At 59.9% G+C, this 13,434-nt stretch carries 17 protein-coding genes; 9 read left to right on the forward strand and 8 right to left on the reverse strand.

What is annotated here, in order from left to right:
- Positions 1 to 9: 9 nt before the first annotated feature.
- From ACR0JB_RS14550 to ACR0JB_RS14560, 3 genes are all read right to left on the reverse strand, one after another.
- Positions 10 to 1,305, reverse strand: a complete 1,296-nt coding sequence (locus ACR0JB_RS14550; protein WP_170507617.1) for a flagellar hook protein FlgE — start codon at positions 1,303 to 1,305, stop codon at positions 10 to 12.
- 97 nt (positions 1,306 to 1,402) lie between these two features.
- Positions 1,403 to 2,239: a flagellar motor protein MotB gene (locus tag ACR0JB_RS14555; protein WP_170399434.1), complete on the reverse strand. Its 837-nt coding sequence runs from the start codon at positions 2,237 to 2,239 to the stop codon at positions 1,403 to 1,405.
- Positions 2,240 to 2,325: 86 nt separating this feature from the next.
- The gene (locus ACR0JB_RS14560) at positions 2,326 to 3,645 is read right to left on the reverse strand and encodes a FliI/YscN family ATPase (RefSeq protein ID WP_480790050.1); all 1,320 of its coding nucleotides are present in this window, start codon (positions 3,643 to 3,645) and stop codon (positions 2,326 to 2,328) included.
- Between the two features lie 105 nt (positions 3,646 to 3,750).
- Between ACR0JB_RS14560 and ACR0JB_RS14565 the strand changes: the two genes are divergently transcribed.
- From ACR0JB_RS14565 to ACR0JB_RS14605, 9 genes are read left to right on the forward strand one after another with little or no spacing between them, the layout of a single operon-like run.
- Entirely contained in the window at positions 3,751 to 4,137 is a 387-nt protein-coding gene (locus ACR0JB_RS14565; RefSeq protein ID WP_170399565.1) for a FlgB family protein, read from the forward strand.
- 12 nt (positions 4,138 to 4,149) lie between these two features.
- A complete protein-coding gene (gene flgC, locus ACR0JB_RS14570) occupies positions 4,150 to 4,536 on the forward strand; it encodes a flagellar basal body rod protein FlgC (protein ID WP_170379299.1) in 387 nt (128 codons plus the stop codon).
- 11 nt (positions 4,537 to 4,547) lie between these two features.
- Positions 4,548 to 4,838: a flagellar hook-basal body complex protein FliE gene (gene fliE / locus ACR0JB_RS14575; RefSeq protein ID WP_170507611.1), complete on the forward strand. Its 291-nt coding sequence runs from the start codon at positions 4,548 to 4,550 to the stop codon at positions 4,836 to 4,838.
- A 4-nt stretch (positions 4,839 to 4,842) separates the two neighbouring features.
- A complete protein-coding gene (locus ACR0JB_RS14580) occupies positions 4,843 to 5,115 on the forward strand; it encodes a flagellar biosynthetic protein FliQ (protein ID WP_170507608.1) in 273 nt (90 codons plus the stop codon).
- Positions 5,115 to 5,825 carry a flagellar hook-basal body complex protein gene (locus tag ACR0JB_RS14585; RefSeq protein ID WP_170507605.1) on the forward strand — a complete coding sequence of 237 codons (711 nt, stop codon included), beginning with the start codon at positions 5,115 to 5,117 and terminating at the stop codon, positions 5,823 to 5,825. The genes ACR0JB_RS14580 and ACR0JB_RS14585 overlap by 1 nt, the downstream gene beginning before the upstream one ends.
- Positions 5,826 to 5,847: 22 nt before the next feature.
- A complete protein-coding gene (gene flgG / locus ACR0JB_RS14590; RefSeq protein ID WP_170507602.1) occupies positions 5,848 to 6,633 on the forward strand; it encodes a flagellar basal-body rod protein FlgG in 786 nt (261 codons plus the stop codon).
- On the forward strand, positions 6,633 to 7,049 hold the full coding sequence (gene flgA / locus ACR0JB_RS14595; RefSeq protein WP_170507600.1) for a flagellar basal body P-ring formation chaperone FlgA: 417 nt from the start codon (positions 6,633 to 6,635) through the stop codon (positions 7,047 to 7,049). Before flgG ends, flgA begins: the two co-directional genes overlap by 1 nt.
- Positions 7,049 to 7,780, forward strand: a complete 732-nt coding sequence (gene flgH, locus ACR0JB_RS14600; RefSeq protein ID WP_437436481.1) for a flagellar basal body L-ring protein FlgH — start codon at positions 7,049 to 7,051, stop codon at positions 7,778 to 7,780. Before flgA ends, flgH begins: the two co-directional genes overlap by 1 nt.
- A gap of 12 nt (positions 7,781 to 7,792) precedes the next feature.
- Positions 7,793 to 8,308, forward strand: coding sequence for a flagellar basal body-associated protein FliL (locus ACR0JB_RS14605; RefSeq protein ID WP_480790020.1), 516 nt, complete (start codon positions 7,793 to 7,795; stop codon positions 8,306 to 8,308).
- 22 nt (positions 8,309 to 8,330) lie between these two features.
- Here the strand turns inward: ACR0JB_RS14605 and ACR0JB_RS14610 are convergent, their stop codons facing one another.
- The 5 genes from ACR0JB_RS14610 to ACR0JB_RS14630 form a co-directional block, all read right to left on the reverse strand.
- Positions 8,331 to 8,717: a hypothetical protein gene (locus ACR0JB_RS14610; RefSeq protein WP_480790021.1), complete on the reverse strand. Its 387-nt coding sequence runs from the start codon at positions 8,715 to 8,717 to the stop codon at positions 8,331 to 8,333.
- Positions 8,714 to 9,802 (reverse strand): flagellar type III secretion system protein FlhB, encoded by a 1,089-nt coding sequence (gene flhB, locus ACR0JB_RS14615; RefSeq protein WP_480790022.1) that lies wholly within the window; start codon positions 9,800 to 9,802, stop codon positions 8,714 to 8,716. The genes ACR0JB_RS14610 and flhB overlap by 4 nt, the downstream gene beginning before the upstream one ends.
- A complete protein-coding gene (locus tag ACR0JB_RS14620; protein ID WP_170399471.1) occupies positions 9,799 to 10,572 on the reverse strand; it encodes a flagellar biosynthetic protein FliR in 774 nt (257 codons plus the stop codon). The genes flhB and ACR0JB_RS14620 overlap by 4 nt, the downstream gene beginning before the upstream one ends.
- On the reverse strand, positions 10,569 to 12,596 hold the full coding sequence (gene flhA, locus ACR0JB_RS14625) for a flagellar biosynthesis protein FlhA (RefSeq protein ID WP_174821510.1): 2,028 nt from the start codon (positions 12,594 to 12,596) through the stop codon (positions 10,569 to 10,571). Before flhA ends, ACR0JB_RS14620 begins: the two co-directional genes overlap by 4 nt.
- Positions 12,597 to 12,665: 69 nt before the next feature.
- The gene (locus tag ACR0JB_RS14630) at positions 12,666 to 13,361 is read right to left on the reverse strand and encodes a lytic transglycosylase domain-containing protein (protein WP_254437477.1); all 696 of its coding nucleotides are present in this window, start codon (positions 13,359 to 13,361) and stop codon (positions 12,666 to 12,668) included.
- Between the last annotated feature and the right edge of the window lie 73 nt (positions 13,362 to 13,434).

Consider the following 13,434-nt stretch of genomic DNA (forward strand, 5'->3'; position numbering starts at 1 on the left):
AAACCCAAATCAGCGTTTGATGTTGGTGGTTTCTTGCAGCATCTCATCAACGGTCTGAATCACCGTAGCAGCCGAGGAATAGGCGCGTTGGGTCTGAATCAGCGAAGTCAGCTCGGTCGCGATATCTGTGGTCGATTCCTCGCGCGCGAAAGACACAAGTTCACCTGTTGGACCTTCCCCTGCGTTCCAGAGAAAATATGTGCCGCTTTCCCGTGATGGCGCATAAGTCTGGCTGTCCAGCGCGGTCAGGCCATTGGGGTTGGGCACATCCGCTAGCGGGATCTGGAACATGCGGCGGCTGACACCAGTGTCGTAGAACGCATAGACATAGCCATTTTCGTCGACCTGAACGCTGGTCATCGTGCCCACGGCTGACCCGTCGCGTGTGATCGAAACGGGCGCAAAGGTATCGGACAGTTGCGTGATGCCGTCCGCATCGCCGATCTGGCCGATATTGATCTCCATCGGGCCACCCGCGACGTTGACCACAAGGTTGCCGGTTGCCGGGTCATAGGCCCCGCCCGACACGGTGGCGACGCTGGCCAGTGTGCCGCCAGCGGTGCGGCTGTCGGTGAACGTCAGCGTGTATTCCCCGATCACCGCCCCGGCCGAGGCTGAGTCGCGCAGCACCATGGTCCATTCATTGCTGCTGCCGGCTCCGGGGACGGTTGGCACAAGTTCGATATCCACGCTTTCGGATTTGCCCAGGTTGTCGAAGTATTCAACCGACAGGGGTTGTGTGTCGCCCGGCGACCCGGCTTCGGTGGCCGTTGCGGGCAAGTTCATACGCAGATTCATCTGTGTGGTCGGCGCGCCGGACAGTTGATTGACGCTAAGCTGCACGGGTTCGAGCGCCGCCGGGGTGTCCCGCGGCACCGCGGGAATTGAACCGTCCGGGTTGGCGCGCCAGCCCAGCAGGACCAAGCCGGATTCGGTGACCAGATACCCATCCTCATTGGTGCGGAAAGAACCGGTCGTGGTCAGTTGCATCTCATTCGAGCCACCCGCGATTTGCGAGCTTGGGCGAACCGGCAGCATGCCTCGGCCGCGTACTGCCAGATCGGTTGAATTGTTGGTCGTCACCAGTGATCCGCGCTGATCGATCAGACGCTGGCTGGTGGTTCTGACCCCACCCGCCGAGTAGCTGCCGCCCAGACCTGACGTGACCATCGAATGAAAATCCGTCTCGACCCGCTTGTAGCCGAAGGTCGACGAGTTGGCGATGTTGTCTGAAATAGTTGCCAGCCGGTTGGCGTTGGCCTTCAAAGAAGCCACACCGGCATTCAGCGAGGAGGAAATCGTCATTGGCACGCCCTTCTGTTGCGTCAATCGTTGAGGCAACAGCTAACGCACTGCCCCTTAACAGCGCGCTAACAGTTAAAATGCGGCCTATCCTGTGCGTTCAGGTGTCGCGCAGAAAGATGATTTCGATCCGGTTATTGCGCACGGCCATCGGGTTTTCATCGCTCAATTCCCGGTCGGCATGACCGGTCACGCGATCCAGCCGAGAACCCGCAAAACCCTTATCCTCAAGCAGTTGGCGTACCACCTGCGCGCGCGAGGTCGATACATCCCAGGACGGGTCCTGCGCCAGAACCACGGGCGAGGCGCTGACGTGACCCTCGACCGAGACAGCATTTGTCACCAGATCCGAAGATCGCGTCACCAGCAGGGCCAGCGCCCGCATCATCGCGGTCGGTTCATCCGTTCCCGATTCGAACAGCGGCTGATCCTCGGTATCGAACAGCTCGACCACCAGACCTTCGTCGGTGACGCGCGTGACGATATGTTTCAGCACCTTGTCCGACACCATGCTTTCCCCGGTATGTCCCAGAAGCTGCGCTTCGAGCGTCGAGAAGTCCTCGGACATTTCCTTGCCGCCATCGGGATTCACGCCGATCGACCCCCGCGCTTGCCGCGCAATCGTCGGGTGCCGCTTGGTCGCGCCCGAGCCATCCATTACCATGGTCACTTCGGAAAACATGTTGTTGCCGCCAAAGGCCCCATCGCCCCCGCCCGAGACCGGGTTCACCGGAATCGTCGGCGAGAAGTAATCTGCCAGCCCTTTGCGTTGTTTCTCAGTCGTTGCATTCAGCAGCCACATCAACATGAAGAACGCCATCATGGCCGTGACAAAGTCGGCATATGCGACTTTCCACGCGCCGCCGTGGTGACCATCGCCACCTGACACACGTTTCTTCTTGATGATGATTGGCGCCGCATTGGATTGCGCACCCATCTCCACCACCTTTTTTATCACCCAACTACAGGGGTAGCCGGGCAGGTCTTAAGGTGGCCTTAACACTTAAAACTGTCCTGATTTCGCTAGCGCGGTAAGTTGGCGTTGGCCCGCCGTAGGATCAGTTGCAGGCGGTTGAAGCTGTTATTGATTCCATCCGGTTCAGCTTTGCCAAAGAACGCGTCCAGTTCCTCATGCACGCACACGGCCTGATCCAGCAGCGGGTCTGCGCCTTCGGCATAAAGCCCGGCCTTGATCATGACTTCGGATTGTTCATAGCTGCCGACCAGTTTGCGGGTTTCCGAGATCAATTGGTTTTCCTCTGCGGTCGCCGCCCCCGGCAGGCTGCGCGATACCGAACTGCTGAGGTCAATGGCCGGAAACCGCCCGCGCTCGGCAATGTCGCGGCTCAGCACGATATGCCCGTCCAGAACCCCGCGCAGGATGTCGGCCACTGGTTCATCCATATCCGATCCCGCGACCAGAACACTGAACACGGCGGTGATATCACCTTGGTCCGCCGTTCCGGGACCCGCGCGTTCACACAACCCGGCAATCAGCGGCGTGACCGAAGGTGGGAAGCCCCGCAACGAAGGCGCTTCGCCCATGGCAACGGCGATTTCGCGGTGCGCCTCGGCAAATCGCGTCACCGAATCGGCCAGAAACAATACGTTCAGCCCCTGATCGCGCAGATACTCGGCCACCGACATTGCCGACCAGGCGCAACGCCTGCGGGCAAGCGCCGATTGATCGGACGTGGCCGCGACAACGACCGAGCGTTTCATCCCCTCTGCCCCCAACGCATGTTCGACAAACTCGTTTACCTCCCGTCCGCGTTCGCCCACCAGTGCCACGACAACGGCATCCGCCTGCATTGATTTCGCGAGCGTTGCCAGCAAGGTGGATTTTCCGACGCCCGATCCGGCGAACAGACCGATGCGCTGACCCTGGACCACGGGCAGCATCGTGTTGAGTATCGCTAAACCGGTCTCCATCCGTACGCCCAGCGGTTTACGTGCCACAGCTGGGGGCGGGGCACGCATGATGTCCTGCTCATGTGCGCCCGAAAGCAGAGGTTTCCCGTCCAGCGGTTTGCCAAAGGGATCGACCAGGCGCCCCAGCCAGTGCATGCCGGGTGCGAAAGCGGGTGTCTGGTCCAGTATCACCCGGTCACCCAGGCACACCCCATCCGGCGCGGCGGTTGGCATCATGTGAATCCCGTCGGCCTCGACATGCAGCACTTCGCCCGGCAGATCCGGGCCATTACGACGCCGCAATGTCAGGTGGTCACCGATTCGCGCCTGCCCTTCAAGCCCTTGTATTTCAATGACTCCGCGCGCCACGCCGGTAACGCGGCCCATATGGCGCACAGCAGACAGACGGTCGAATTCACACTTCAGAAGCATCGGGTCGAGATCGGACATCGTGGGTTCTCCAACGGGTTTCTGCAAACGCTTTCTAAAGGAATCGGGGTTAAGCCTTGATTGAAATTGATCGAGGGAGAAGCCCCGATGTTCTATGACCTGAACGTCTTTAAAGTAGCGTACGCAATGGCAACCCATGCCGGGCAACGGCAGGCAGTGATTGCGCACAACATGGCCAATGCAGATACGCCCGGCTATCAGCCCCGCGATATCGAGGGTTTTCAGAAAGCATTCGAAAAATCAGACCGTCAGGTTTCGATGACCGCCACCCGCGCGGGTCATCTGAACGGCGCCACCGCCCCACAGCCCTGGGCCGAGTTTGAGGTTGCGCCCTCGGGCGATCCAAACGGCAATGGAGTGTCTGTCGAGGAAGAGATGTTCAAAGCGGTCGAGGTCAAGCGTCAGCACGACCGCGCGCTGACCATTTACAAATCCTCGATGAACATCCTGCGCAGCAGCCTTGGCCGGTCATAAGGAGTGTAAGACATGAGCGATTTTTCCCATTCCCTAGCCGCCTCAACCAATGCTCTGCGTGCGCAATCAGCCCGCCTGCGGCATGTGTCCGAGAATATCTCGAACGCCGATACGCCAGGTTATCGCCGCAAAACCGTGCCGTTTGAGACGGTGCAAAAGAACGGACAAGAGGTGGTGCAGGCCGGGCGCGTCAAACTGGATCGCCGCGAGGGTTCGCGCATTTATGACCCCGGTCACCCGATGGCGGATGAAACCGGCCATTACCGTGGCTCGAATGTCGATCTGATGATCGAAATCGCAGACGCACGTGAGGCGCAGCGCAGCTATGAGGCCAATCTCAAGATGTTCGACCAGTCACGCCAGATGTCGTCGAGCTTGATGGAACTTCTCAGAAAATAAAGGACACCAGAATGGATATCCGATCCCTGACCGCGGCACAAAACTATGCTGTCGCTCGCCCGGCCACACAGGCCGATCCTGATCACGCCGGATTGGCGCAAGGGCTGCGCAGTACGTTTCAGGACTTTACAGCGACGCTGAAGCATTCCGAGCAAATGTCGCAGGCCGCCATGACCGGCCAGGCCGATCCCCACGCTCTGGTACAGGCACTGGCACAGACCGAGCTGGCCGTGGAAACGGCGGTCATTGTCCGCAACAAAGTGGTCAAGGCGTATCAGGAAATCCTGCGGATGCCGGTCTGATCGGATGCTCAGCGAAGGTCTCTTCTATGACATTGTGCGCCAGGCGCTGTGGGTCGCGGTTCTTACCTCGGTTCCTATCCTGGCGGTGGCGCTGGTGTCGGGCCTGATCGTGGGTCTGTTTCAGGCGCTGACCTCTGTGCAGGAAATGACACTGACCTTCGTGCCCAAGCTGATCGCCATCGTCATCGTGTTCTGGATCTCGATGGGGTTCATGACCCAGACGCTGGTGACGTTTTTCACCACAACCCTCATCCCATTGATCGCCGGAGGCCGCTGATGGATACCGCCTATACCACTTTGTCCCGCCAGACGGGCCTGATGAATGAAATGCGGCTGGTGGCGAATAATATCGCCAATGCCAACACCACCGGATACCGCGCGCAAGGTCTGGTGTTTTCCGAGTTTGTCCGCGATTTGCCGGGCAACCCGTCCCTGTCCATGGCACGGGCCGAGGCGCGCAACACCTCATTGCAGCAGGGCCTGCTGACCGAAACCGGCGGCCAGTTTGATTTTGCCATCGAAGGTGATGGGTTTTTCATGGTCGAAACGCCATCCGGCAACAGGCTGACCCGGGCCGGGGCGTTCTCACCCAGTGCCGAGGGTGATTTGGTCACGATGGACGGCCATCGGGTGCTGGACAGCAACGGCGCACCTGTTTTCATCCCGCCGGATGCTGCGTCGATTGACGTTGGCAGCGATGGCACACTGAGTATCGAGGGGCAATTTCTGGGGCAGATCGGCGTCTATCGTGTGGCCGATCCCAAAACGCTGGTGCGTGAAGGCAGCACGCAGTTCCGCGCCGAGGGCGAAATTGACCCGGTCGAAAACCCAGTGGTGCTGCAGCGTTTTCTCGAAGGGTCCAACGTCAATGCGGTCGAGCAGGTGACCCGGCTGGTGGAAATCCAGCGCGCCTATGAGCTGGGCCAAAGCTTTCTGGAAACCGAAGACGAACGTCTGCGCGGCGCGCTCAAAGCGCTGATGCGTTGATTTGTGAAAAGGAGATTTTGACATGAGAGCATTGAAAATCGCGGCTACGGGCATGACCGCGCAGCAGATGCGGGTCGAGACGATCTCGAACAACCTGGCGAACACGAACACCACCGGCTACAACGCCCGCCGGGCTGAGTTCGCGGATTTGCACTATCAACAAATGGCGCGGGCCGGGGCGGTGAACGCCAATGACGGCACCGTTCTGCCGACGGGCATTCAACTGGGTCTGGGTGTGCGTCCAGCGGCTGTCACGGTGCAACTGGCGCAGGGTGGGTTGTCCGCTACCGGCAATGATCTGGACGTCGCCATCGAAGGGCGTGGTTATCTTGAAGTAACGCTGACCAATGGTCAGTCGGGCTATACCCGCGATGGCAGTCTGAAACGATCCGCCGAGGGGTTGATCGTCACATCAGACGGGTTTGCCGTCGCGCCCGAGATCACCATTCCTGACGATGCCCGGTCGATCTCGATCAACGCTGCGGGCGAAGTTTATGCCTATTTCGACGACACGGCAGACGGGCAGCTGCTGGGTGAGCTGACGTTGGCCAGTTTCTCGAACGCCAAGGGGCTCGAGGCGATTGGCAGCAATCTGTTCAAGGAAACCGAAGCCTCAGGCGCACCCGTGGTCGGCACACCGGGTGAGGATGGTCTGGGCACGTTGCGGCAAGGCTATCTTGAGGACAGCTCGGTCGATGCGGTGCGTGAAGTGACCGAACTGATCGAGGCGCAACGGGGATATGAGATGAATGCCAAGGTCATTTCCGCCGTCGACCAGATGATGGGCGCAACCACACAGGTGCGGTGATGCGGTTTCTGGTTTTGATGTTGGCCCTTTTGGTGCCGGCCTCGGTACAGGCCGATATCGTCGTGCCGACCCGCACTATTCGCGCCAAGGAAATCATCTCGGCGACTGATCTGGAGCTTAAGGCCCAGCAGGTGCCCGGCGCGATAATCACGCCTGAGTTTCTGATCGGGCAAGAGGCCCGCGTCGCGCTGTATCCCGGACGCCCGATCCGTGAAGGCGATGTGGGTCCACCGGCCCTGGTGGATCGCAACGATCTGGTTGTCCTGATCTTTGACCGCACATCGCTGTCGATCACCGCAGAAGGCCGCGCGCTGGGTCGTGGGGCCGCCGGTGATCGTATCCGGGTCATGAACCTGTCCTCCCGTACCACTGTGACGGGCCTTATCCGGCCCGACGGCCAAATCGAGGTAAAATGATGTCGCAACTTTCGAAATCTCTGTTGTTTGCCGTTCTGGCGGTGTCAGCCTGCGGGCGCTTGGATCATCTGGGCAAACCGCCAAGCTTCACTCCGAGCGAGGACTCCCTCGAACATGTCGCGATGTTGTGGCCGGGCCTGCCTTTACACACCCAGCCGCAGCGCAATGTCGACAGATCCTCACTTTGGAGCGGTGGGCAACAATCGCTATTGGGCGATCAGCGGGCGATCAAAAAGGGGGATATCCTGACGGTCGTGATTGAGCTGGACGAAAAAGCCGAGTTTTCGAACGACACGGAACGCTCGCGATCTGCTTCGGAAAGCCTTGGCATCGTCGGCTTGTTTGGCCTGCCACAGCGCGCGGCGGATCATCTGCCGGAAGGGGCATCGCTGGCGGACGCGGTCGAGATCGATTCCGCCTCAGAAAGCACGGGCGAAGGATCGGTTAAGCGCAAGGAAAAGCTGACGCTGCGTGTGGCCGCGACCGTGATCGACGTGCTGCCAAACGGGGTGCTGTCGATTTCGGGCTCGCAGGAACTGCGCGTCAATTTCGAACTGCGCGAGCTTTTGGTGACGGGCTACGTGCGACCACAGGATATCTCGCGCAAAAACGAGATCACCTATGACAAGATCGCCTCGGCCCGCGTGTCTTATGGCGGGCGCGGACAGATCACTGACGTGCAGCAGCCGCGTTATGGCCAGCAGATCCTGGATGCTGTGCTGCCGTATTAAGGAGCGGATGTGATGAAGAAACTTCTACCCGTCGTATTCTTGCTGATCGGTCTGGGGGCCGGTATCGGTGCCGGAGTTGTGTTTGCGCCCTCCGGTGAACCGAAAGAGGCCGCAAAACAGGAAAAACCCAAGGCCAAGGCGGAAAAAACCAAAGAGAAATCCGCCAAGAAAAAGGACATTGCTGGGAAAAAAAACACGCAAAGCGACTATGAATACCTCAAACTGACCAAGCAGTTTGTGGTGCCCGTCGTCGATGTGGACCGGATCGCGGCATTGGTCACCATGTCGCTGAGCCTTGAAATCACTCCTGGCATGACCGAAGCTTTCTACGCGCTTGAACCCAAACTGCGCGACGGTTTTTTGCAGGTCATGTTTGATCACGCCAATACCGGTGGTTTTGACGGCGCATTCACTGAATCGGACAATATGAGCGTTCTGCGCAAAGCGTTGCTGGAGACAGCGCGCAAGGATTTGGGCGATGATGTGTTTCAGGTCTTGATCATGAGCGTCAACCGTCAGGACGTTTGATTCTGACGGGGTTATACGCTGTTTAGTAGGGTGACGATTTCCGGTGCTGGGCGCGTTTGTGCGCCTTTTTCTGGGCGTCTGACAGGTTGGTGACGGCTTGTTTGCGGCCAAAGGCAGTGCGCAGCGTGTCCATCGCCGACAGTTTTTGCGCCCGAATCCGCGCCAGTTCCATATTCAGCTGGCGGCGCGTGGCTGACTCCCAACTGTTCCACAACACATCGGTGCCAGTGACTCGGTACCCCTCGGCCGCGGTGCTGTCTTGGCGTGATTGCCTGACCTGCGCGTCCAGCCGCGCCAATTGGTGTTGCGCGCGTGCTTCAGCCTCTAGCAGGGGGCGCAGGGCGTTGTATTCTTTTTGAAACACGGCCTCTGTAACGTTTTTCAGGTCTGATAGGGCTGCTTGTTTCATCTGATCTGTCCTTTGGCCTTTTTGCGCATCGCCTCTGAAAATCGGATGGCAGCAGCGACGGGGCGATAATGTTCTTCCGCGATTTCCTGTCCGATCTCGACGGCGGCATGCAGGGCGCGGGCCGTGGGCGGGTCGGAATGAATGGGAACACCAGCCTCAGCAGCCCGGCCCCGGATTGCTGAGGCCACCTCTTCCACGCCCTTGGCCACGCAAACAGGGGCTGACCCCGCCGTCCGGGCCCATTTCAAGGCCACCGCGTAATGGGTCGGGTTGACGATCACCACATCCGCCGAGGGTACGTCGGACATCATCTGGTTCGTGGCGATGTCCTGCGCGCGCTGGCGGCGTTGTTGTTTGACATGCGGGTCGCCTTCGGCATCCTTGGTTTCGTCCTGAATTTCCTTGCGCGACATCCGGTTCTTGCGAATATGCTCGGCATGTTGCCAAAGAAAGTCGATCACCCCGATGGCAAGCGCCACGGTGATGACGATGAACAGGAAGCGAAACAGAAAATTCATCATCAGCATGACCGATGACCGCGCCGGAGCGGCGCTGGCGGACAGAATCTCGTTTAGGTTGGAGCGCAGAAACAGCGCCAGACAGGTGCCGTAGATCACCAGTTTCACAAAGCTCTTGGCGAATTCGAACAGGCCGCCGCGCCCGAATTTGTTTTTCGCATTCGAGATGATCGAGATGCGGGACAGTTTGGGTTTCAGCTTGCTGGGCGCAAAGATCAGCGCACGCTGGGCGATCAGGCTGAGCAGAACAGCGGCGGCGGGCACAGCAAACAGAACCGTGACGGACAACAGCGCCGTTTTGACCATCCCACCGACCGGGCTTGCGGCGGGCCCGTCGGTCAGCAAGGGAGCGATTGTGTCGGCCTGATCAATCATCACGACAAACAGGCTTCCTATATGTTGCACGCCGAATTGCCCGGCCGCGAACAGGGCAATGAGGAACCCGGCATAAGCGGCAACCACGGACAAGTCGTTGGACTTGGCAACCTCACCCTTTTCGCGCGCTTTCTGGAGCTTCTGCGGCGTCGGCTCGTAGGACTTGTCGCTGTCGTCTTCGGACCCGCTCATCTTGGGTCCTCAAGCGGATTCAGCATGAAGGCAAAAAAGGCATCAGACCAGACAGACAAGATCAGGGGCGTGCCCGCGAGCAACAGGAACAGGCCTGCAAAAGTAATGGCCGGAGCGCCAACAAACGCCACCATCAGCTGCGGCATCGCGCGGTTGATGACGCCAAGCGCAAGGTTATAGATCAGCGAGGCGATCACGAAGGGCATAGCCAGCGCAAACGCCAACCCAAAACTGCGCGCAATTTGCTGCACCCCCCATTGCGACAGGTCCGGGGCTAGTAGTGGGGTGCCCATTGGAAACAGCGTATAGCTGTGGATCAGAAACTGAGCGACGCGGATGTGCAGGCCGAGCAAAACCGCCAGTGTCAGGCCAGCCAGTGTCAGAAGATATCCCATCGCGGGCACGGGATCTGCAGCAGCTGGACCCAGAATCTGCGACAGCGATGTTGCCTGCGCCGCAATCGATCCTGCCGTTTGCAGGGCCAGCACGAACAGTCGCAGCGACATACCCAAGGCCATCCCGATCAGCACTTCGGTCAGAACCAATCCTGCCATAGGCAACAAGCCGGGTGGGGCAACAGGCGCCGCAATCGCTGGTGTCACAATAAGGGTAAAGGCAGCCGCGATGCCGAATTTGACGCGGGTCGGAATGCTGCGCTCGCCAAAGGCGGGCAGCAGCGACACCATGGCCGAGACACGCAGGAAGACGGCAAAGAGGTGCCACAAACCCTCACCCAGCTGGGGCAAAAGCTCGGGCGGTAGCGCGATCACGCGGGCACCGTTCCAACCAGCGAAGGCCGCGCCTCGAGCCCGATTTCCTCGAACGACAGCACCGGGTTGGCTATGCCGCGCGCGTGCATGATGGTGCGCAGCAAACGGCGACGGCGGGTCGAGGTGACCAACGCCGGAAACAGCCCGTGATCGGCGGATTGCGCGACACTGTCGACCACGCCATCGGCCAGCTTGTTGAACAGGTTCGGCGGCAGCGCCACGTCGAGACCCGCTGCAGGCGCGTCGATCTGGTAGGTGGTGAAAGTATCCTCCCACTCCGGGGCCAGTTGGATCAGCGGGATCGATCCGTCTTCGCGTTTCATCTCGGCCACCAGTTGGAAACCCAATCGCTGCCGGACCAGTTCGCAGATGCCTTCGGGCTGTGTGGTGGTCAGCCGCGCCTCGGCCACGCTCTCAAGGATCAAGGCCATGTTGCGGATCGAGACCCGTTCGTCCAGCAGCAGACGCAGCACCGCATGTAGCGTGTCGATCGGTACCTTGTCGGGGATCAACTCGTCCAGAAGCTTGCGGTTGGCCTCGGCCCGAACCGGATCGCTGAGCCGTGTCATCTCGGATAAAAGGCGGCGCAGGGATTTCAGCGTCAGCAGGCGTGAGAAGTTCTGTTTGATGATCTCAAGCAGATGAGTAGCCAGAATCTCGGGCGGGGAAACGATGGTGGCCCCACTAAGCGCGGCGGCCTCTTGATCCTTGGGCAGAATCCAGCGGGCGGGGGCGCCATAGACGGGCTCGGTCACGTCATTACCCTCGGGCAGCATGTCGCGGTCATCCTGTACTAGCGCCAGAACCAGATCGGGGTTCAACACGCCGCGCGCCTGTTCGACGCCCTGGACCTTGACTACATAGGTGCCCATGGGCAGATCGGCGCGGTCGGTCAGGCGGATGTCAGGCAGGATCAGGCCAAAGCTTGAGGCGACATAGGTCCGCATATTAGCGATGCGCGCGTCCAGCCCGGTGCCGGGGTTGAGGACCATGCTGACCAGATCGGGGGCAAACTCCAGATGCACATCGTCCAGGTCCAAAATATCGCCAATGGCTTGCGAGACCGGTGTGTCTTCCTGCGGTGTTGGCGCCAGCGCCTCTTCCGCTTCGGTCTTTTGCTTGCGATGGACGTTATAGGCCGCATAGCCCAGAACACCCGCCCCCAGGATGAATGGCAAAAAGGGCAGGCCAGGCACCAGCGCAAACAGCACCATCAACATGGCAACTGTTGCCAGGGCCGCTGGATGCCGGCCCAGCTGCGAGAAGATTGCGTTGTCGGTCGCCCCCTGCGTACCGCCGCGGGCCAGCAGCAGGGCCGACGCGATCGATATGATCACCGCCGGGATTTGCGACACCAGCCCGTCACCGACGGTCAGGATGGCATAGGTCTCGAACGCGAATGAGATTGGCATCCCATGGACGATCACACCCATGATCAATCCCATCACCAGGTTGAGCAACGTGATCAGCAGCCCGGCTATCGCATCGCCTTTGACAAATTTCGACGCCCCATCGAGAGAGCCGAAAAACGTCGTCTCTTGCTGCTCACGCTCGCGGCGTTCTTTGGCCTGTTGGTGGTCGATGGCCCCGGCGGACATGTCGCTGTCGATGGCGAGCTGTTTTCCCGGCATGCCGTCCAAGGCAAACCGCGCGCCGACCTCGGCCATGCGGGCAGCACCTTTGGTGATGACCATGAAGTTCACAATCAAAAGCACGCCGAACACCACCAACCCCAGAAAGATACTGCCGCCCATGACGAAGTCGGCAAAACCTTCGATCACGTCCCCAGCGGCATTGGGTCCCGTGTGCCCCTCTCCGATGATAAGCTTGGTCGAGGATACGTTCAGCGAAAGCCGCAGCATCAGCGAGGCCAAAAGGATTGTCGGGAAAGACGAGAAATCCAGCGGCCGTTCGATAAACAGCGTCAGCGTAAAGATCAGGATCGCCAGCGCGAACGAGGCTGCCAGGCCCACATCCAGCACCCAGGCGGGCATCGGCAGGATCATCATCACGATGACCGTCATCAGCGCCAGCGCCAGCAGCACGGTCGGAGAAAACAGGGAACGGGCGTCGATCTTGGGCACGCATGCCTCCTAGTTGAACGAGATAAAGGCGGTGGCAGTGCCCGAAGGCGGAACCAGCGACCCCAGCGCGCCGCCACCCGGTTGTGGCAGATTGACCGGGATCAGAGGGGTTGCGGCGGTGGTAAACGGGTCGCGCGCGGCCCGTTCCGGGGCAGTGGGCAAGGATTGATCCAGTTGTGCCAGTACGGTCTGAAACCGGCCCGAGTAAGCATTGGCCAGCGATGGTGTGCGGGAATGATAGGCCCCAACGGCTGCGGGCCACGATCCTAGCTCGGCATACAGTTCATTCAGAAACCGGGCGGCGTAGGTGGCGTTTTCATCCGGGTCGAACATGGCGTCGATGGATCGGAATGCCTTGCCGTGCCAACGGTAATTGATCTGGAAACAGCCGATGTCAAAGCTGCGCTTGCCTGCTTTGAAAATGTCGAAAACGTAAGATTTCGCCTCAAACTCGGACGTGAACCAGTATCCTTGCCCTTCGACATTGATGGTCCAGGGCCAGGGTTCCAACTGCCCGTCCCGCAACCGCCCGGTTTCCACCCGCGCAATCGCGCGTAAGACATCCAGCGGTACACCCTGGGATTGGGCAGCGCGGCGCGCGGCTGCATCGCAAATGCCCGCCCCGCCGGCATCGGGCATGGCAAAGACCTGTTGCGCCGCACTCAACGCAAGCAAACTCAGGCCAAAGATCAAACGATGGGGCATTCTGCCGGTCCGGGATTCTGATCAGTCCCGGCCAAGCTAATCCTGCTAGGGTTTACAGAGGGTTATCAGCCGT

It is taken from the genome of Ruegeria sp. BI7, from assembly GCF_056537925.1.